Origin of the sequence: Prochlorococcus marinus str. MIT 0912, assembly GCF_027359595.1 — a bacterium.
Classification (GTDB): domain Bacteria; phylum Cyanobacteriota; class Cyanobacteriia; order PCC-6307; family Cyanobiaceae; genus Prochlorococcus_B; species Prochlorococcus_B marinus_C.
Window position 1 is genome coordinate 671,843 of sequence record NZ_CP114783.1, and the last position, 19,933, is coordinate 691,775.

Annotated in this window: 19 protein-coding genes; 9 read left to right on the forward strand and 10 right to left on the reverse strand. The window is 36.0% G+C overall.

Features of this window, described 5'->3' with window-relative positions; translation table 11 throughout:
• Positions 1 to 32 precede the first annotated feature (32 nt).
• From O5640_RS04190 to folD, 4 genes are read right to left on the reverse strand one after another with little or no spacing between them, the layout of a single operon-like run.
• Positions 33 to 1,493 (reverse strand): ATP-dependent DNA helicase, encoded by a 1,461-nt coding sequence (locus O5640_RS04190; RefSeq protein WP_269613396.1) that lies wholly within the window; start codon positions 1,491 to 1,493, stop codon positions 33 to 35.
• Positions 1,490 to 2,005 carry a divergent PAP2 family protein gene (locus O5640_RS04195; protein WP_269613397.1) on the reverse strand — a complete coding sequence of 172 codons (516 nt, stop codon included), beginning with the start codon at positions 2,003 to 2,005 and terminating at the stop codon, positions 1,490 to 1,492. The genes O5640_RS04190 and O5640_RS04195 overlap by 4 nt, the downstream gene beginning before the upstream one ends.
• Positions 2,002 to 2,901 carry a geranylgeranyl diphosphate synthase CrtE gene (crtE, locus tag O5640_RS04200; RefSeq protein WP_269613398.1) on the reverse strand — a complete coding sequence of 300 codons (900 nt, stop codon included), beginning with the start codon at positions 2,899 to 2,901 and terminating at the stop codon, positions 2,002 to 2,004. Before crtE ends, O5640_RS04195 begins: the two co-directional genes overlap by 4 nt.
• A 42-nt stretch (positions 2,902 to 2,943) precedes the next feature.
• On the reverse strand, positions 2,944 to 3,855 hold the full coding sequence (gene folD / locus O5640_RS04205) for a bifunctional methylenetetrahydrofolate dehydrogenase/methenyltetrahydrofolate cyclohydrolase FolD (RefSeq protein ID WP_269613399.1): 912 nt from the start codon (positions 3,853 to 3,855) through the stop codon (positions 2,944 to 2,946).
• 63 nt (positions 3,856 to 3,918) lie between these two features.
• Here folD and O5640_RS04210 point away from each other — a divergent pair, with 63 nt between their 5' ends.
• Positions 3,919 to 6,006: an HDIG domain-containing metalloprotein gene (locus O5640_RS04210; protein ID WP_420063696.1), complete on the forward strand. Its 2,088-nt coding sequence runs from the start codon at positions 3,919 to 3,921 to the stop codon at positions 6,004 to 6,006.
• Positions 6,007 to 6,040: 34 nt separating this feature from the next.
• Here O5640_RS04210 and O5640_RS04215 read toward each other — a convergent pair whose 3' ends face one another.
• The 3 genes from O5640_RS04215 to O5640_RS04225 form a co-directional block, all read right to left on the reverse strand.
• A complete protein-coding gene (locus tag O5640_RS04215) occupies positions 6,041 to 6,418 on the reverse strand; it encodes a hypothetical protein (RefSeq protein WP_269613400.1) in 378 nt (125 codons plus the stop codon).
• Between the two features lie 65 nt (positions 6,419 to 6,483).
• A complete protein-coding gene (locus tag O5640_RS04220) occupies positions 6,484 to 6,723 on the reverse strand; it encodes a hypothetical protein (RefSeq protein WP_269613402.1) in 240 nt (79 codons plus the stop codon).
• A gap of 127 nt (positions 6,724 to 6,850) precedes the next feature.
• Entirely contained in the window at positions 6,851 to 8,470 is a 1,620-nt protein-coding gene (locus O5640_RS04225) for a 2-isopropylmalate synthase (RefSeq protein WP_269613403.1), read from the reverse strand.
• A gap of 316 nt (positions 8,471 to 8,786) precedes the next feature.
• Between O5640_RS04225 and O5640_RS04230 the strand changes: the two genes are divergently transcribed.
• Complete coding sequence (locus O5640_RS04230) at positions 8,787 to 10,352, forward strand: glycoside hydrolase family 57 protein (RefSeq protein WP_269613404.1); 1,566 nt, start codon at positions 8,787 to 8,789, stop codon at positions 10,350 to 10,352.
• Here O5640_RS04230 and crtL read toward each other — a convergent pair.
• Positions 10,349 to 11,593, reverse strand: a complete 1,245-nt coding sequence (gene crtL / locus O5640_RS04235) for a lycopene beta cyclase (RefSeq protein WP_269613406.1) — start codon at positions 11,591 to 11,593, stop codon at positions 10,349 to 10,351. The two genes, O5640_RS04230 and crtL, sit on opposite strands and share 4 nt — an antisense overlap.
• Positions 11,590 to 14,208, reverse strand: coding sequence for a DNA gyrase subunit A (gene gyrA / locus O5640_RS04240; RefSeq protein ID WP_269613407.1), 2,619 nt, complete (start codon positions 14,206 to 14,208; stop codon positions 11,590 to 11,592). The genes crtL and gyrA overlap by 4 nt, the downstream gene beginning before the upstream one ends.
• Positions 14,209 to 14,462: 254 nt before the next feature.
• Between gyrA and O5640_RS04245 the strand changes: the two genes are divergently transcribed.
• The 4 genes from O5640_RS04245 (at position 14,463) to rsmD (ending at position 17,490) form a co-directional block, all read left to right on the forward strand.
• Complete coding sequence (locus O5640_RS04245) at positions 14,463 to 15,626, forward strand: GuaB3 family IMP dehydrogenase-related protein (protein WP_269613408.1); 1,164 nt, start codon at positions 14,463 to 14,465, stop codon at positions 15,624 to 15,626.
• 215 nt (positions 15,627 to 15,841) lie between these two features.
• The gene (trxA, locus tag O5640_RS04250) at positions 15,842 to 16,165 is read left to right on the forward strand and encodes a thioredoxin (RefSeq protein ID WP_038653576.1); all 324 of its coding nucleotides are present in this window, start codon (positions 15,842 to 15,844) and stop codon (positions 16,163 to 16,165) included.
• Between the two features lie 58 nt (positions 16,166 to 16,223).
• Positions 16,224 to 16,853 (forward strand): imidazole glycerol phosphate synthase subunit HisH, encoded by a 630-nt coding sequence (gene hisH / locus O5640_RS04255; protein WP_269613410.1) that lies wholly within the window; start codon positions 16,224 to 16,226, stop codon positions 16,851 to 16,853.
• A gap of 13 nt (positions 16,854 to 16,866) precedes the next feature.
• Complete coding sequence (gene rsmD, locus O5640_RS04260) at positions 16,867 to 17,490, forward strand: 16S rRNA (guanine(966)-N(2))-methyltransferase RsmD (protein WP_269613411.1); 624 nt, start codon at positions 16,867 to 16,869, stop codon at positions 17,488 to 17,490.
• Here the strand turns inward: rsmD and petG are convergent.
• Positions 17,438 to 17,557, reverse strand: coding sequence for a cytochrome b6-f complex subunit V (gene petG, locus O5640_RS04265; RefSeq protein ID WP_011294783.1), 120 nt, complete (start codon positions 17,555 to 17,557; stop codon positions 17,438 to 17,440). The genes rsmD and petG overlap by 53 nt on opposite strands.
• Positions 17,558 to 17,613: 56 nt before the next feature.
• Here petG and O5640_RS04270 point away from each other — a divergent pair, with 56 nt between their 5' ends.
• From O5640_RS04270 to O5640_RS04280, 3 genes are read left to right on the forward strand one after another with little or no spacing between them, the layout of a single operon-like run.
• Complete coding sequence (locus O5640_RS04270; RefSeq protein WP_269613412.1) at positions 17,614 to 18,003, forward strand: c-type cytochrome; 390 nt, start codon at positions 17,614 to 17,616, stop codon at positions 18,001 to 18,003.
• A gap of 3 nt (positions 18,004 to 18,006) precedes the next feature.
• Complete coding sequence (locus tag O5640_RS04275; protein ID WP_269613413.1) at positions 18,007 to 18,744, forward strand: RNA methyltransferase; 738 nt, start codon at positions 18,007 to 18,009, stop codon at positions 18,742 to 18,744.
• 54 nt (positions 18,745 to 18,798) lie between these two features.
• Complete coding sequence (locus tag O5640_RS04280) at positions 18,799 to 19,863, forward strand: serine hydrolase (protein WP_269613414.1); 1,065 nt, start codon at positions 18,799 to 18,801, stop codon at positions 19,861 to 19,863.
• Positions 19,864 to 19,933 lie beyond the last annotated feature (70 nt).

Consider the following 19,933-nt stretch of genomic DNA (forward strand, 5'->3'; position numbering starts at 1 on the left):
AAATCTATTTTTTTTTAATAGCATTTTCTAAATTAATCGATTAATAATTTCTTTAAAAGAGCTTGATTTGTCTTGCTTGTATTATCACCAACGATCCATACACCTTTGCTCGCTCTGCTTACAGCAACGTATACAAGCCTTCTTCTAAATTCAAGATCTTTTGGCCAAAATACGTCAGAAGTTATGAACACTTCTCCAAAAGTACTTCCTTGACTCCTGTGAATTGTAAGGACAGAGGCAGGACCTAAAGATGCGAATGAATCTCTGATAAAAAAGAAAAGTTTCCAAATCGAAGCACTATTTTTTTTTCCTCTGACTCTTGCAAGATTGCTCAATTCATTCAGGGTAAGGTCTAGATCAATACGAGACTTAGAACCTATTTGAGGCATTAACCTTAAAGAAAATTCTTTTTGATCACAACTAACTTTAGCTATCTGAGTCTCAATAACAGGTAAAGGATTTTCAAAATCTTGATGTATTCCTAAAGAAGCCAAGTCAAAACTATTTGGAATCACATCTTCTACCACCATCTCTCTATTGGAACTAATCAAAATATCTGGTTCTTCTCCAAGCTCATCCTCATTTAATGACGCATTTACCATTACCGCTTTACGGCTTATTAAAACCTCCCCAGGTAAAACCTGATATTGATCTGCCATTTCACCATGAATAGCTCTTCTTGCATGAGGAACCAGATTATCAACGACACGATTCGTATAGCACAAAATTCTTGCTCTATCGTGATCATCCTCCAAGGAAGATAACCTCAATGATGATTTGGCTCTTTCAAGCCAACTTGATCTATCTAATATTCCAACATTACCTTTCTCAGAATTAACAATTGGAACTATTGGTGGCTGCTTACAAGGGATTTGCCCATCTCTAATTATTTTTGCCAATTTCAGAACAGGTCCTTGATGACGAACAACTTCCCTAAGCTCAGTGCTTACAGATCTTTTCATTAAAAAAACTGAGCTAGAAGTTTCTCCCACTGGTGGGAGTTGAGCAGGATCACCAACAAAAACCAAACGAGTCGAGTTAAACCTTCCACATTCAAGAGTTATCTCCAATAATTTGGAATCAATCATTGATGCTTCATCAATTAAAACGAGTCCTAAATTCTCCAAAGAGTTCTCGGTTTGATCTGTTCTTTCACATATTTCTACATCCGCCTGTCTTTTCAACTTAAGTCGAAGCAAGCGGTGAATGGTTGAAGGGAACCATGTGGGTTTAATAGATTCATTTTTCAACCCCTCCCTTAATACACCTACAGCTTTATGAGTTGGTGCTACTACGGTCCAACACAAACCTAACTCATCTACTTTTTTTAATAATTTCATCGATAAATATGTTTTTCCACTTCCCGCAAAGCCTTTCATTACAAAGGGGTTATAAGAATATGGGGTCTTAAGCCATTCACAGAATAATTCAAGAGATTTCTCTTGATCCTTAGTTAAAACAACACAATCTTCTATTGCTTTTACTTCTTTCACAAAGAAACTAATCCAATCATTTGCAAAATATGCAAAGGGGAACCAATGAAGAAAATACCTGGTAAAGCCACAATTGGCCCAAAGACACTTCCGACCAAAACCTCGAGTTTTGTATGCCCCAAAGATTCTTTCAAAGTAGTTTCTGAAGACAATTCGTTGGAATTTTCTTTTGAAATTTGATTAACTTTTGCTGCTGTTAAGCCTGCAGATCTTCTTATTCCCGAAGCGTCATACATCACGATAAAAGCAATTGTTGAAGCCAAAGCGAATACTGGGTCATCAAAACCAAGCTGAAGTCCAACTCCTGCAGCGGTTCCTGTTACTAGAGCAGAATGACTTGAAGGCATACCACCTGTTTCTATGAGTACTGACGGCCTCCACCTTTGCTTAAAAATTAATTCAAATAATAATTTAGAAAATTGAGCAAGGCCACATGCGGCTAATCCCCAGGCCAATACGGCATTATCAAGAATAAAAACAAATTGAAATTCTCCACCTGAATTAATATTCATCTATCTCTGCTTGTTATGTAATCAGCCAATGCAAGAAGAGGTTTTGATTTTTCAAGCCAAGGATCAAGAGCATTTTTTGCTTTGGCGACTAAAAGATCTGCTCTCTTCCTTGATTCATCAAGACCGAGTAATTTCGGGTAAGTAGTCTTATCAGCAATTAAATCCTTTCCTGCTGTTTTACCTAATACTTCACTACTTGCTGTTACATCAAGAATGTCATCAATTATTTGAAATGCCAAGCCAATCCCCTTCGCATAGACACTTAATGCTTCAAGAAGCTTTTCATCAGCACCGCCAATCAATGCTCCGCAAGTGACACATGCCTTGAGCAGAGCTCCTGTTTTGTGGAGATGAATGTACTCTAAGGTTTCCAAATCCACTTCTTTCCCTTCACAATCGAGATCAACTACTTGTCCTCCCACCAGCCCAGGAGCCCCTGCCACTAAAGAAAGCTCACCTACTATTTTCAATAGTCTCTCTGGTGGTATTCCCTCTGTACGGATTGATACCATCTCAAAAGCCCTGGTCAATAGAGCATCTCCAGCAAGTATTGCTACCGCATCTCCATAAACTTTGTGATTGGTAGGACGCCCGCGACGAAGATCGTCATTATCCATTGAAGGCAGATCGTCATGGATAAGGGACATTGTATGTATCATTTCCAGAGCAACTGCTGTAGGCAGTGCTTTTTCAACTTCGCCTCCAGCAAGTTCGCAAGCGGCAAGACAAAGTATTGGTCTTAATCTCTTGCCTCCAGCCAAAAGAGAGTAACGCATAGATTCTCTTAATTTTTCTGGCTTTTCAGGGCCTAGAGACGCATCTAGCGCATCTTCAACGCGAGCTCTAGATTTCTCTAGATACTCGGCGAAGTCAAAAGAAGCGGTTGCTTCCTGCATGCAAAAAATCGATTCTTCCCAATTCTCTCAGGACATTGTGATTCATGGAAGTAAATGACTAATAGTTAAAGGTAATCCACAATGTTTCTGCCACCTATCAACCGTATTTGCCAATAGCATTGTTACTGTCATAGGGCCTACACCGCCAGGTACAGGAGAATAAGCAGCTAATTTATCTTCAATTTCAAATATCTTTACATCTCCACAAAGTTTAGTCTTTTTAATCTCTTTCATATTTTCATGATCAGGTGGAAGTCTATGTATACCTACATCAATAACAACACAATCCTTGCTGACATGGTTTTTCCCAATCAGATGAGGCTTGCCAGCTGCTACTACAAGTAAATCGGCCTCCCTAGTCAAAGAAGGTAAATCTTTAGTTCTTGAATGAGCCACAGTGACAGTGGCATTTGCAGCTTCAAGCATTAAAGCCATTGGCTTACCAACAAGGATGCTACGACCAACAACTACTGCTCTTTTACCTTCAATTTTTATTTGATTTCGCTTAAGCAGAGACATAACACCCGCAGGTGTACATGATCTTGGGCCTTTTTCTCCCTTAATTAATCTTCCTAGGTTCAAAGGATGTAGACCATCAGCATCCTTATCAGGATCAATACTCCTAAGCAAGATAGACTCATCAAGGTGCGCAGGTAACGGAAGTTGCAATAAAATTCCATCAACATTCCTATCTTGATTCAAGCTTTCAATAGTTTCTGTAAGTTCCTCCAATGAAATATCTTCTTTTAAATGCTTTGCAAAACTTCTAACACCTATTCGATCGCATGCTTTTTCCTTGTAATTGACATAAACTCCACTTGCAGGATCATTACCAACCCTAAGGACAGCAAGGCCAGGAGGACGTTCCGCAACTTCCAACCCAGATTCGATAGCCTGTTGAAGTATGAGTTCAATCTCCTGAGCAAGTTTTTTTCCATCTAAAATTTTGGGCATAAATAAAATGAATGAAGTTTTAATTAATCAACGCATTAAACCTAGCGTTAGGTGAGAAATTCTTTGGCTAAACTACCCAGTCCAAAAAAAATTTGGAGGATATGGTTAGGGAGTCAATCTCCCAGGCGTCCAATACTTCTTTGGTCACCAACTGATAAGTTAGTTCTACTAATGGTCTGCCTATTAGTAGCAATATTTTCAAGTTATAAGTTACTTGCTGTTCCCGATCTCAAACCAGGAGATATTGCTCAATCCAATGAAATAGCTCCCAGAGATGCAAAGGTAATAGACTCAAAAGATTTAAAAGAAAAAAGACAAAGATTAAAAGAACGTTTTATACAAGTGATAGATAAAAATCAATCAAATAATTTAGAAAAGAGTGTTTTTCAGAAAATCAAAAAACTTCGTACTTTAAAAGATCGTAATCTAGAAGTAGATTTAAATAAAATCAATCCAACAGATTCAGAGAAAATCTGGCTAGATAATGTCTCAGAGAGTGAATGGGAGGAATGGAAAGAAGAGATAAAAAATGCTTCAAAAAAAATGCTTTCTCAAGGAATTATTAATACACTCGCATATGATCAACTTAATCAAGCTTCTTCTCTTCAGTTAATCGATCTAGGTGAAAAAGATTCTCCAAACAGATCATTAGGTTCAAAAATATTATCAAGTAGTTTTTATCAAAAAAGTAATTTAAAAGTTGATGAATTAAAAACAAATATATTACTTGAAAATCTAATTAATAAAGATGGTATAAATACTATAAAAGTAAAAAAAGGCAATATTATATCTATTAAAGGAGAGCCAATAAGCTCACAAGAATTTGATATTCTAGAACATTTTAATAAAGTAAGTAGAAGTCCTAGGCCCTTAAAGTGGTTAATTACTTTCTCAGAATCTATGGGAAGTTGTGGATTACTTCTTATGATTATGAGAAGAGAAAAGCCAAGACTTAAGGCTAGGCATGGATTACTATCTTTAACTTTATTATTCGTAGTTCAATTAACAAAAAACTGGCTTGGGCCGCTAGCAAGTCCTATGCAGTTAATATTACCTCCTACACTACTTCTTTCTCAAGGAATAGGTACGACTACATCATTAGCATGGATGGCGGCTGCTAGTTTGACATGGCCATCATCTCCTAATGAATTAAGTGAAGTTAGACTAATAATTGCTTGTATAGCTGGTGCCTTTATTGCATTTTTAGGTAGAAGAATGAGAAGCCGAGCACAAGTTCTTCAAATAGCGGTATTTATACCTTTTGGCGCATTGTTAGGGCAATGGTTTGTTTTTAATCAAGTAATTAAATCGAAAAACTTAAATTTTAATAGTCTATCTTTTGACCCTAATTCTCTTTTTAATGAGACACTTATTATCAGTGCAATACTAATGGTAACAATATTAATTATTCCAATATTAGAAAATACATTTGGATTGCTTACTAGAGCACGATTAATGGAACTTGCTGATCAAGAACGTCCTTTACTTCGTCGTTTATCTAGAGAAGCACCAGGCACATTTGAACATACTTTAACAATCTTAAGTCTTGCAGAGGAAGGCGCAAGAGTCATTGGAGCTGATGTTGATTTAATAAGAACTGGAGCTCTTTACCATGATGTAGGTAAATTACACGCTCCTAATTGGTTTATTGAAAATCAAAAAGATGGAGTAAACCCACATGAAGAAATAAAAAACCCCTATAAAAGTGCAGATATTCTTCAAGCCCATGTAGACGAAGGATTGAAGCTTGCCAGGAGATATCGACTTCCATCACCTATTGCTGATTTCATCCCAGAACATCAAGGTACTTTAAAAATGGGATATTTTCTTCATAAAGCTAGAGAGAGTGATCCTTCTGCCTCTGAAAAACGTTTCAGATATAGAGGGCCTATTCCTCATTCAAAAGAAACAGGAATACTTATGCTTGCAGATGGGTGTGAAGCAGCATTAAGAGCTCTTGACGCCTCTTCCTCAGACAAAGATGCATGCAAAACAGTTAGAAAAATAATTCAATCTCGTCAGATTGATGGTCAATTAAAAGAAAGTAGTTTAACGAGAGCAGAAATAGAAATAATACTTCGAGCTTTTGTCTCAGTGTGGAGAAGAATGCGTCACAGAAGATTAAAATATCCAAGCTTTAATTCAAGGTAACAACTTCAAGATCTATTGAAATATCAAATACAAGTTAAAGCCTTATTCTTCTATGACCTCTTCTGCACCAATAGAGTAAAGCTAATAAATTAAGCAAAGCTATTAACAAAGTTAAACCACTTATCCCAAAGAAATCATTTACTTTAATTAATCTGATTATTCCATAAGGCAAGGTTCCTGAAAGAGTCATTGATAAAGCAACTATTGATAAAATCACACCCCATCCTCTTTGAGCAAATAGACCTGCTGAAGCTACAATTCCAGTTATTGCAGCTGGCCAAGCAAGACTAATAGCAAGAGTAATATTGGCAGTTTGAAGAGGAGGACCTGATCCAACTACATAAGCAATAAAAGGAATTGCAAGTGTATTTGAGATCAAACCAAACCAAGTAAGAGTCCAGTATCCGCGCATTCCTAAACCCATTTTAAAAATTTTTTCTCTTAAATAAAATCATAAGAGTCGCATTAACAATTTATTTATGCATGAGATAGTTGCAAACAATTGGATGGGTAACAAACAGTCCTCCAAGTTCCATTTCCTGCAAGCACCTGCACACCAATACCTTTATCTTTGATTTTGCAACTCAAGCCCTGACCATTGCACCACACTTTTGCAGCCTTGAGTGCTGCATCAATACTTTCATAAGGAGCATCTAGAACATGGTGAGGCGCTCCATCAAGCCCTACAAGTCGATACAAATTTCTTTTAAAAACCATTTATGTGCACATATCAAATCGTCACAATACATATTAATCTTTAATTAATAGATTATCAGTATTTATCTGGAAAAAATTTACGGAACCTTTAAAAATTTTAATGATAATTTTTTAAAAAGCTAAGTTATTAAACCCCTTTTTTATCTATCTGAGCCAAATCATGTTGTGGATGAATTGATTTCCTTCCCTGAGCAGCAACTAACCTATTAAGCGCATTTATGTATGCTTGCGCTGCCGCAACAACAACATCAGTATCAGCAGAATGACCAGAGAAGAGGTTCCCATCCCTTCTTATTCGAATAGTAACTTCTCCTAAAGCATCTATTCCTTCAGTAACTGACTTTACTGAGAATTCAATCAACTCATTAGGTTCTTCAGTTAAAGAATTCAAAGCACGGACGACTGCATCAACAGGACCTGTTCCGAGAGAGACAGCGGTTTTTTCCTCTCCCTCTTCTCCAATAACAGTTACGGTTGCAGTAGGCCTTAGGGAAGTACCACAACTAACTTGAACCAATTTCAACTGGAACAAAGCTTCTGGTAGCTGAACTTGTTCACTAACAATTGCCTCTAGATCACGATCTGTTATCTCTCTTTTCCTATCTGCTAAGTCTTTAAATCTAGCGAAAGCATCATTGAGATCTTCTCTATTCAAATCATATCCAAGGTCCTCTAATCTAGCTCGAACAGCACTCCTACCACTTAATTTTCCTAAAGAAATTTTATTATCGGACAACCCAACTGTTTTTGCATCGATAATTTCATACGTAAGCCTATTTTTCAAAACACCATCTTGATGTATGCCTGATTCATGCGCAAAAGCGTTTGCTCCAACAATTGCTTTATTCGGTTGTACTACCATCCCAGTCAAATTAGAGACCAAACGAGAGGACTTAGTTATTTCCTCTGTTCTAACTGCTGTTAAAGGAGTAGGAGATTCAGGAGGCCTGCCAAAAAATGGATTAAAATATGATCTTCTTACATGAAGAGCCATAATCAATTCTTCTAAAGCAGCATTACCTGCTCTCTCTCCTATCCCGTTAATAGTACATTCAAGCTGTCTAGCTCCACTCTTAACAGCCTCAAGGAAGTTGGCGACTGCAAGACCTAAGTCATTGTGACCATGAACGGAAAGAACCGCTTCATTTATATTTGGAACATTTTTATTGATATTTAATATTAAATCTCCAAATTCAGAAGGGGTTGTATAACCAACTGTATCTGGAATATTTATAGTATTTGCACCTGAAGATATAGCTAATTCAATCACTTCATAAAGAAAATCTAAATCACTTCTTGCAGCATCTTCACAGGAAAATTCAACATCTTCTACAAAACTTTTAGCATATCCAACCATATCAGGCACAATATCAAGAACTTCTTTTCTGGATTTCCTTAATTTATGTTCAAGATGAATGTCGCTGGTTGCAATGAAAGTATGAATTCTTTTTCTTGGGGCTGGAGCAATTGCATCAGCACAAGCTTTTATATCAGGTTTTGAGGCTCTAGATAGTCCACAAATAATAGGACCTTCTTCTCCCCCTACATTTTCAGCAATTTTCTGAACTGCAGCAAAATCACCAGGGCTAGCGAAAGGGAATCCTGCCTCGATAACATCAACTCCTAATCTTGCTAATTGTTGAGCGATAGCTAACTTTTCTTCTAAATTAAGACTCGCACCAGGGGATTGCTCTCCATCCCTTAAAGTCGTATCGAAGATTAAAACTCGGCCGGGATCCTTGGCCATAGCATGAAATATATAAAGATAATTAGACCTTTCAAGATCTATAAGAATTGTTTTAATTGTAGTCTACATATCTCATATTTCTACAAATACTATTAATTTTCTAATTATTTAGTTGATATTCTTATATTTTTTATTTATGGAATAGCAAAAGATAGAGATTGAATATCACATTTTAATTAAACTAAATAACAAATAAAAAATTATTTTTGAGTATCTTATTTTACTGATTTTAGATTATAACTTAAAGTTCATCTTTTTTTGTACGGCTAAAGAGTATAAGTATCCATGGATCCAATCCAACAATCTGGGAGTTTTAATGACTAAAGGCAATCTCGCCATAGTCCTGCATGCCCACCTACCTTACGTGCGATCAGAGGAACCTGGCTCCTTAGAGGAAGACTGGTTCTTTCAAGCTCTAGTGGAATGTTATTTGCCACTTTTAGAAACCTTAGAGAATGCCGCCAGAGCAAAAGATCAAGCACCTAAAATCACAATTGGTTTATCGCCTACTTTGCTTTCCCTTTTTGAAGATCATTTATTAAAAAATCGATTTGAAAAATGGGTAACCATAAGATTAGAAGTTCTTAATACCCTAGAAAAAGACTGCCTAAAAGCAGTTCTTCATTTAAAAGAGCACTTAAAACGCCAGCTAAATAGCTGGAAGAACTGTCAAGGTGATCTGATAGGAAGATTTAAGAAATTACAAACATTAGATGTTATTGATATTCTCACTTGTGCAGCCACACATGGATATCTTCCGCTTTTAAGAGAAAATCCTGAGGCCGTTAGGGCTCAATTAAAAACAGCCGTAACAGAACATGAGCGCCTTTTTATGAGTGCTCCATTGGGGATTTGGTTGCCTGAATGTGCCTATTACGAAGGCTTAGATGAATTAATGGCTGAATCAGGACTAAGATATGCTGTTCTTGATGGTCATGGATTGTTGAATGCAGATCCTAGGCCAAGATATGGTCTATATGCCCCCATTTGCACAAGAAGAGGAGTTGCTTTCTTTGGAAGAGATAGTGAATCAACTCTTCCAGTTTGGTCAGCAATAGATGGGTATCCAGGCAAGCCAAACTATAGAGAATTTCATAGGGACTTGGGATGGGATTTATCAATAGAGAGTCTAAAAAAGATAGGAATCAAGGAGAAACGTCCATTAGGGATAAAATTATTTAAGATTTCATCTAAAAATACATCTTTAGAAAATAAAAAAGAATATGACCCGCAATTAGCAAAAGAAAGTGTTGAAAAAGATGCAGAAAATTATTTAAAGGATAGAAAGAAACAACTTATAAAACTTGAGAAATCAATGCAAATAGATCCGTTATTAATCGCACCTTTTGATGCAGAACTTTTTGGTCATTGGTGGTTTGAAGGTCCGCAATTCCTCTCCCATTTATTTATCAAGTCAAAAGAAGAGGGTATTAAATTTATTACTTTAAAAGAGGCTCTTCAAGTAACACCCAAAATCCAATTATGCAATCCTTCTCCATCAAGTTGGGGACAAGGTGGTTTTCATAATTATTGGTTAAACAAGACAAATGCATGGATTGTTCATGAATGGAGTAAAGCCGGGGGAGAGATGGTAAGTATTTGTTCTGAAAGTTTAATAGAAGAGTCAAATATTAAAATCATTAAACAAGCGGGAAGAGAGCTTTTACTATGTCAATCTTCAGATTGGAGTTTCATTCTCAAGGCAGGAACCACTACTGGACTTGCAAGAGAAAGAATAAATTTGCATTTAAGTAGATTCTGGATGTTAATAAATGCAATAAAAAACAATGAAATTATAGATAACAAAATTTTAGAAGGAATAGAAAAAGAGGATTGTATATTTCCTTTAGTTTCGCCTATGGATTGGAAAAAGAAAACCTAAGTTTTTTCAATTTTTTTTATTAGCAAGCCAATCATTCCTAATCTAACTTTAGATGGGGCAATATAAAACAATCTGAGCATAACAATAAATAATCTTGGCAAAGGAAGAGTATTAGTTAGATATCCGTACCAATCTTTCTTGGGTAATTTAAAAAAAGTATCAAAAAAGGATCTTAATAAACATTCATCAAAGCTCATTAGTCTTTGAAGACCAAACTGATAAAGACGATGTCTTTGAACCAATTCAGATGTCCATAAGGTTTTCCATCCTCTTCGGGCTATATAAGATGTTGGCATAAGAGGATCTTTTTTTATAACTTTCGCTAACTCCCTTGCTAATGAGGGTGCTCTCCTTAAAAGGGATCCAACAAGATATCCTGAAGCAGGATGAACCATGCTTGCAGAGCCCCCAAAGGCCAAAAGAGGTTGATCTCTATAAGGCAATGGCAAGTTCATGGGGAAAAGACAATGCTCTTCATGGATAATTTCCTCAATTTGAATGCCTTTATTGGATAGTCGTGAATTCAACCTTGCTTTTAATGATTCAAATGAAACTGGAGGCGCACATGCTAAAGAGGTTTCTTCTACAAAATAACTCCCATCTCCCAAGTCCATAGCATAAAGGAAAGAAGGTGGCTCTTCCAATTCGTTGGCATTTAAATGGTCTGATCTAAAATCCATCAATACGAAACGATTCTTCTCAACGGGGGGCGCACTAAATTTTCCAACTACTCCATACGCCGCCTGCTTAGCTATGTGATCATGTTTAGGTCTTTTAATAAAAGGAGTTTTGTAACCACTGGCATCAATAACGATCCTAGCGAAATATTTTTCCCCTGAAGAACAAATAACAACGGTTTCTTTTTCACCAAAATCAATATTTTTGACAGTTTCTACTTGCCAAGAAAGTCCATTGCATCTCTTAAGAAGAGCCTCCTGAAAATTAATAGAATTGAAAAGGCCATAGTCAAGAGAATGATTTGTAAAATTATTACCCTTTTTACTTAATCCATCTCCAAAAAAACTAACAGTATCTTTCCATCTATATTTCAATAATTCCTGCATATTTAAAGACTCAAGTTCAGATGCCCAAATCCCATAAGTATTTGGCCAAGGTTCTAAAGGAGACTTAGAAGCTATTGCCTGAACATTCAGTCCTTGTTGAACCAGCTCAGCAGTGATGCAAAGAGCAGCTGGTCCTGCTCCCATAACTAATACATCAGCAGAGTTATTCAATTTCAATTTTTTGAAGTTTGATCAGTATTTATTGATTCTCTCCTTGTGGGTGATTCTTTTTCTTCATCATCATTAATTTGTTCTGGAGGAACCAACACAACTTCCGACAACTTATCACCATTATCAAGCTTCTGAATTCTTACACCAGTTGCAGCTCTAGATTGTTGAGAGATTTTATCTGCACTAGTTCGAACAATTACCCCTCTTTCACTTACTAATAATAATTCTTCTCCTTTACCTAGGACCCTTAAACCTACAAGTTCATCTCCATCTTTTCTGAATTTTATTGCTCTTAAGCCCATTCCTGCTCTTTTTTGCAATCGAAATTGTGTCACAGGGACTCTTTTTCCCAGTCCGCTTCCAGATGCAACAAGCACCCAAGGGCCTTCAGACTCTGATGATTCATCCTGTAGTTCTTCTTCTTCACTTTTATCGACATGATCAGCCAACTCAGTAGATAAAACATCCATGCTCACAAGAGAATCTCCAGACTTAAGATTCATTGACTTAACTCCTCTTGCTGATCTGCCTAAAGGGCGTAATTCAGAATCATTTAATCTAAAATGAATTGTCATTCCATTTTTGGAACCAATCAAAACACTATCTCCAGACTCAGCCAATCGAACCCAAGTCAAAGCATCACCATCTTCTAATCCTATTGCAATTAATCCATTTGCTCTAATCTTGCTGAAAGCTGAAAGAGGTGTTCTCTTTATATACCCCCCCCTAGTAAGCATCAATAAATAGTTTTCATCATCAAAAGAACTCACGGAAAGCAATGAAGTAATGGCTTCTTCCCGTGGAATTGGAAGCAATTGAACAATAGGTGTACCTTTTGCAGTTCTACTACATTGAGGAACTCTGTAAGCAGGAAGAGCATAAGCAACGCCTCTATCACTAAAAAGAAGAAGGCTGTCATGGTCATTACAACTAATAAATTTTTTCACCTCTTCCTCTCCTTGGCTTCGCGTTCCTGCTTTGCCTCTAGTACCTCGACTTGTTGCTTCAAATTCATTAACAGGCATCCTCTTTAAATATCCTGTCTCGGTCAATAAAACGACTGATCTTTCATTTGCAATTAAATCAATATCCTCAAGGCCTCCACCAAGGTCAAGAATTTTTGTTCTTCTTGGAGTATTGTATTTTTCTTTTATTTCATTTAATTCTATTTTTGTTATTTCAAATACCCTTTCTTTCTTATTTAAAATATCTTTCAAATCTTTTATTTTTCTAACCAAGTCCTCATGTTCAAGTCTAATCTTATCAGCTTCTAAAGCGGTTAGCCTTCTTAACTGCATCTGCAAAATAGCATCAGACTGAATATCTGTTAAGCCATGCAATTCTTGTAATTTTCTTTTAGCAGTTGCCGAGTCAGAAGCTGATCTGATAAGACTAATTATTTCATCTAACTGATCTAATGCTAGTAATAATCCCAATAATATGTGATCTCTAGCCTCTGCCTTCTTTAATAGATATTTAGTTCTTTTTTCAATGGTTTCTACTCTAAAATCTAAAAATACTTGCAACATTTTTCGAAGTGACAATATAACAGGCTCACCATTTACTAATGCAAGCATATTTGCACTGAAATTAGTCTGTAAAGGAGTAAGTTTAAATAAATTATTTAAAACAACTTGAGGATATGAATCTCTTCTTAATTCAACAACAATTCTCATTCCATCTCTATCACTTTCATCTCTAATATCTGCAATACCTTCAAGTTTTTTATCGTTGACCATATCAGCTATTCGTTCTATTAATCCAGCTTTATTTGTTTGGTAAGGAAGCTCAGTAATTATAACTGCATCCCTATCTGGTCTACCTGGATTTTCAATAGTTTCTATTTCAGCGACTCCACGCATTGTGATTGAACCTCTACCAGAAAGATATGTTTCCTTAATTCCACTTCTTCCAAGTATTTGTCCACCAGTAGGAAAATCTGGACCTTTAATTATATTCATCAACTCTAATTCTTCTAAATTGGGATTAGAAATTAAAGCCATCAATCCATCAATCAATTCACCCAAATTATGTGGAGGTATGTTGGTTGCCATACCAACAGCTATTCCAGAAGAACCATTTAATAACAATTGAGGAATTCTTGCAGGCAATACTGTTGGTTCTTGCACAGAGCCATCAAAGTTATCGGCGAAATCAACTGTTTCAGATTCAATATCTTCAAGCAAGCTATCAGTCGTTAAAGATTGCAATCTGGATTCTGTATATCTCATTGCAGCAGGAGGATCATTATCAACAGATCCAAAATTCCCATGCCCATCAATTAAAGGCATCTGCATAGAAAAATCTTGGGCCATTCTGACCAAAGCGTCATAAACGGCGGTATCACCATGTGGATGGAATTTACCTAAAACTTCTCCAACAACACGTGCGCATTTTCTGTATGGCCTATCACTAGTTAGTCCAAGTTCATACATCGCATAGAGAATTCTTCGATGAACTGGTTTAAGTCCATCCCTCGAATCAGGCAAAGCTCTTCCAACAATCACACTCATCGCGTATTCCAAGTAGGAACGCGACATTTCGTTTCTTAAATCAGTCTGGATGATCCGATCATCGGATTCCCCGGGACCAGTACTATTAGGTCCCAATGGATCAGCCATATATAAGGGTTTTACCAATTATAAGAACATCTGAGCATTAATAAACTTTTTAAAGTAAATAACCATATATCTGAAAGTAAATCACCTCTAACAAAATCAACAATTACAAAAACATGATATAAATTTCGCTCAAAGCATTCCTAAATCATCTAATCAAAAAGGAAAAATAAGCAAAATCTTGATTATCTATTCCCAACATTTGCTCAATTTGGCACTTCAGTTGGTAGTTTGACGAGAACTTACAAAATTTAGGTGTGAATATTCAACTAGGACGCACCAAAACCGTTCGAAGAGCCTACGGGATTGATGAAATCGCATTAGTACCGGGAGGAAGAACAGTTGACCCTGAAATCACAAAAACCAATTGGGAAATAGGTGGGATTGAAAGAGATATTCCCATAATCGCAAGTGCGATGGATGGTGTTGTAGATGTAAAAATGGCAGTCGCTCTTTCTAAGCTGGGGGCCCTAGGTGTTTTAAATCTTGAAGGAGTCCAAACTAGATACGAAGATCCAGAAAAAGTCCTCGCCAAAATCCAATCAATTGGGAAAGAGGGATTTGTTCCTTTGATGCAAGAAATATATAAGGAACCAATAAAGGAAGAATTAATTTTAAAAAGAATTGAAGAGATAAAAAATAGTGGAGGGATTGCTGCTGTAAGCGGCACACCATTAGCTGCAATTAAATATAAAGATTTAGTCAAAGACTCAGATGCAGACTTATTTTTTCTTCAGGCAACAGTTGTTTCAACAGAACACTTGGGCAAGGAGGGTAGTCAAAAGCTTGACCTTAATGATCTTTGCGAAAACATTGGCATCCCTGTTGCAGTTGGTAATTGCGTTACCTATGAAGTTGCTTTAAAACTTATGAGAGCAGGAGCCGCAGCCGTAATGGTTGGCATTGGACCTGGAGCAGCTTGCACATCAAGAGGCGTATTAGGAGTTGGTATTCCTCAAGCAACTGCTATTTCTGATTGCTCTGCTGCAAGGAATGATTTTCAAAAAGAAAGTGGAAAATATATCCCAATTATTGCTGATGGTGGAATTATCACTGGTGGTGATATTTGCAAATGCATCGCCTGTGGTGCTGACTCAGTTATGATTGGATCCCCAATTGCAAGATCTCAAGAAGCTCCTGGCAAGGGTTTTCATTGGGGCATGGCTACCCCAAGTCCTGTTCTCCCTAGAGGCACAAGGATTAAAGTTGGAACGACCGGTAGCTTAAAAAGCATTCTTTGTGGTCCTGCAATACTTGATGATGGAACCCACAATTTGTTAGGAGCAATAAAAACCTCTATGGGGACTTTGGGTGCTACCGACCTCAAAGAAATGCAAAAAGTTGAAGTTGTTGTTGCACCTTCTTTGTTAACAGAAGGAAAGGTTTATCAAAAAGCACAGCAACTTGGAATGGGAAAATAAAGCTACTGAAAGATTTCAGAATTTAATACAAGGGCTAGAATTGAGTAGTGAGAGCCTTTGCTCTCACACTCCTCACACACAAAATGCCCGACTTGTTCGGGCTTTTCTTATTCAAAAAACGCAAATAAATATTCAAACTTCGTTTAAAAATGGCAGAAAAACTTTTTATAGGCAAAATACAATTGTTATGATTGAGTTCTTAAGACTTCCAAGGTATGTCCACAGCTTCTGCAGTAACTGATTCCTCTTTCGAACAAGAAGTCCTCCAGAGTGACGTGCCTGTTTTGGTTGATTTTTGGGCACCTTGGTGCGGACCATGCAGAATGGTTGCTCCAATTGTTGAAGAGATCTCAAAAGATTTCGAAGGCAAAATAAAAGTATTCAAATTAAACACTGATGAGAACCCAAATGTTGCTAGTCAGTATGGAATCAGAAGCATACCAACCTTGATGATCTTTAAGGGCGGTCAAAAAGTAGATACTGTTGTTGGAGCAGTTCCTAAAGCCACTCTTTCTGGAACAATCTCCAAACATCTCTAATCTCAAATTATAAAATTTAAATTTAAAGCCCAATACAAGTGATTCAAAGGTAACCCTTTTGGCAAAAATTGGATTAATAGATTATGGAATGGGTAATCTTTTTTCCGTTCAACAAGCATTTAAAAGGCTTAATCAACCTTTAGATATTATTTGTGATATCAAAACACTCAGGTCATGTGATGCCCTAATTCTCCCAGGAGTAGGTGCTTTTGATCCCGCAATGATGAATTTAAGACAAACGGAACTAGTACCTTCAATAATTGACTGGATAAATAACGGTAAACCACTTTTTGGAATTTGTTTAGGATTGCAGCTTTTATTTGAGACTAGTGATGAAGGTACTTCAGAAGGTTTAGGCGTCATCAAAGGTCATATTCGCAAATTGCCTCAAGAAAGAAATGAAAGAATCCCACACATTGGTTGGTCTCCAATATACAAAACAAACGAATGTCCTATTCTTGAAAATCATCCTGATTCAAATTGGATGTATTTCGTCCATTCATACTCAGCATGTCCTCTTGAACCAGAAAACATCGTAGCCACAACAAAATTTGGTAAAACTGACGTTACATCTGTTGTTTGGTACAAAAATACTGGGGCCTGTCAGTTTCATCCTGAAAAATCAGGAGTCGCAGGACAAAAACTTATTTTTAATTGGATTAATTGGTTAAAAAAAAGTAAATTTTAGCTTGAAAGGGAAATTGAAACTTATTTCTGGAAAAAGGATAGAAAGTCCTTTAAGCCAAAAGACAAGACCTACCTCCTCAAAAGTGAGAGAGGCAATAATTAATATTCTTGGAACCGAAATCAACGGAGCAAGCTGGCTAGATCTTTGCAGTGGAAGTGGAGCCATGGCATGTGAGGTGCTACAAAGAGGGGTAAAAAGGGTACTTTCAATAGAAAAAGACAGGAGAGTAGTAAAAATATGCAAAAAAAACCTTATGGATGTATCAAATACCATTGATCAGACAATACATATTCAAGTCATATGCAGTGAATTGATCTCATTTCTAAAAAAAGGACCAAAAAACATAAGAATTGATTTTATCAATGATTTTTCTAACTCTGAAGAAAAATTTGATTTTGTTTTTCTTGACCCTCCATATGAATCAAGGTTATATGAACTTTCTCAAGAACTTTTATTGACTAAACAATGGATTAAAAAAACATCAACTTTGATATGTGAATGCTCGTCAAAATCAATGCCAAGAATACATAATGGTTGGGAATTAAATAAAAAGAAATTTTATGGAAACACCTCTCTTCTTTTTCTTATTCCCAATCAGGCATTGAACTGCTTCGACGATACTGATTCCATGCACTAACAAAAAGGCCTAATAGTGTTATGGGAACTAGTCCAAGAACAATCCCACATAGCAGAGGCTCAATCATTGGCTCGCATTTTTCATCATTACTAGTATCAATTCTTTCATGTCAAAGAGGTTTTCGTGAATACTCCGTCATCAAAAGCATTAATTAATAAGGACCAAAAGATTAGCTCTTGGCGAATATTCTTATTATCCATAGCCACTGTCGCATGCCTTATCCTTTTTTGGAGAATGGAAGACTTTAAGCAAGATCCTTTCATAACTGAAACTTTATCTATTCAAGGTGAAGCTTTATCAGGAAGCAAATTATTTAAAATAAACTGTGTTGGTTGCCATGGGATTTCAGCTCAAGGTTTTGTAGGACCGGACCTCCACGAAGCGACTCAAGAGATGAGTGATAAAAAAATCATCAATCAAGTTATTCGGGGATTGACTCCCCCAATGCCAAGTTTTGAAATTGAACCTCAATCAATGGCGGATCTATTGGCATATATGCATTCACTCAACTAAATAGTGTCTACTAAAAAAACTCTAAAAGTTGTACTTGTTGAACCTGCGGGGCCAATCAATGTTGGGAGCGTTGCAAGACTATGTGAAAACTTTAGTGTTCATGAATTAAGACTAGTTTCTCCTAAATGCGATTATTTAGGTCTTGAAGCAAAAAAGATGGCTGTCAGAGGTGCGAAGATATTAGAAAAAGCAAAAGTATATAAGGATCTAAATTCTTCACTTTCAGACTGTTCAAGAATTATTGCTACTTGCGGAAGAAAAGAACATGGTGAAATTCCACTTAACTCAAATAAAGATGCTTTAAGCTGGGCTTTCAGATCAGAAAGAGAAGAGACAATAGCTTTAGTTTTCGGTAGAGAAGACCGAGGTTTGTCTAACGAAGAGCTTCTAAAAGCAAATAAAGTGATTAGTCTTAATACAAGCGAGCATTATCCATCATTAAATCTTTCACATGCAGTAGCAATTGTTCTTCATCAATTCAATCAATTTAATGAGCTTGATTTTTTAAAATCACATACAAAAACAAGCTCTCCTGCAAATTTAATTAAATTAGAAGATTGTATTAACGATGCAGGTAGTCTTCTATTTGATATTGGTTTCTTAATGAAACATACATATAAAGCTAAAATGACTAAAATCAAAAAATTGCTTTTAAGAGGTGAGATAAAAGATGATGAAGTTGCACTAATTAGAGGAATAATTAGCCAAACGAGATGGAAAATTAAAAATAAAAGTGATTAATTAAAATAACAAGCTACAATAAATAGCAGCAGGTTTATATTTTTTCATTTCAAAGTGAAAAGTCACCTCAAAGTTATAACAAATATATTTTTAACAAGCATAGGCTTATCAGTTTTACTTGGTAGTTTTCTAAGGTTTTTTGGCCCAATAAATCAAAATTATAACTTAAATAAAAAAATTAATAAAGTAGCGAACTCAAGTAGGTCAATTGAAAAAGAATTAAAAGCCAGAAAATCTAATTTGACATTATTTTACAATGATAAATTCGAAAAACTAGAAAAATTAATTACTCAATGGGAAAGGCTAATAATAAAAAATCCAGATCTTGATGTTAGTGCTTTTTTCTTATCATTAGATAAAAAAGTCTATGCAGAAATACAATCTGATAAAAAACTATCTGCAGCAAGCAGTATCAAGGTCCCTATTCTTATAGTTTTACTTAGAATGCTTGAGAAAAAAGAAATACATTGGAATGAAAAGTTGCAACTTTCAAAAGATATAATTGGAAGTGGTTCAGGCTGGATGGCATATCAAGATATTGGTGAGATTTTTCCTGTGTTTGAAGTAGCCACAGAAATGGTTAGAGTTAGTGATAATACAGCAACTAATTTACTAATAAAACGCTTAGGAGGAATCAACATAGTCAATCAAAAGTTCAAAGAAATTGGATTAAAAAATACACAAATAAATAACTATCTTCCTGATCTAGATGGAACAAATATGACGTCAACTAAAGATTTATCTTTAGCCATGGCCCTTGTCGATAATGGTTATCTACTTGATGTTAATTCTAGAGATATTTTCAGAGAAATAATGAGCAAATCAAAAACAAACACATTAATACCTGCAGGGATTTTAAAAGGTCTAGGGAAGGAATCTAAAGACACTGACTATCATCTTTCATTAAAAGGTTATTTAGTTCACAACAAAACTGGTGATATTGGAATTTCTTATTCGGATACTGCTTTAATTCAAACTCCTCATAACTCTAGGGTATTCGCAAGTTTTATAGTCCAAGGTCCTTTTAACGATCCAAGAGCACCCGAGTTGATAAGAAATTTATCGGCAGAATTGGTCCCTTTTCTATCGCCAGATCAAAAAACATCAAATCTAAATTAGATTTTTTACTGATTTAATAAACTTTTGCTTCTCATTATCATTTTTTTTTTGAACCATATCAATCTAAAGT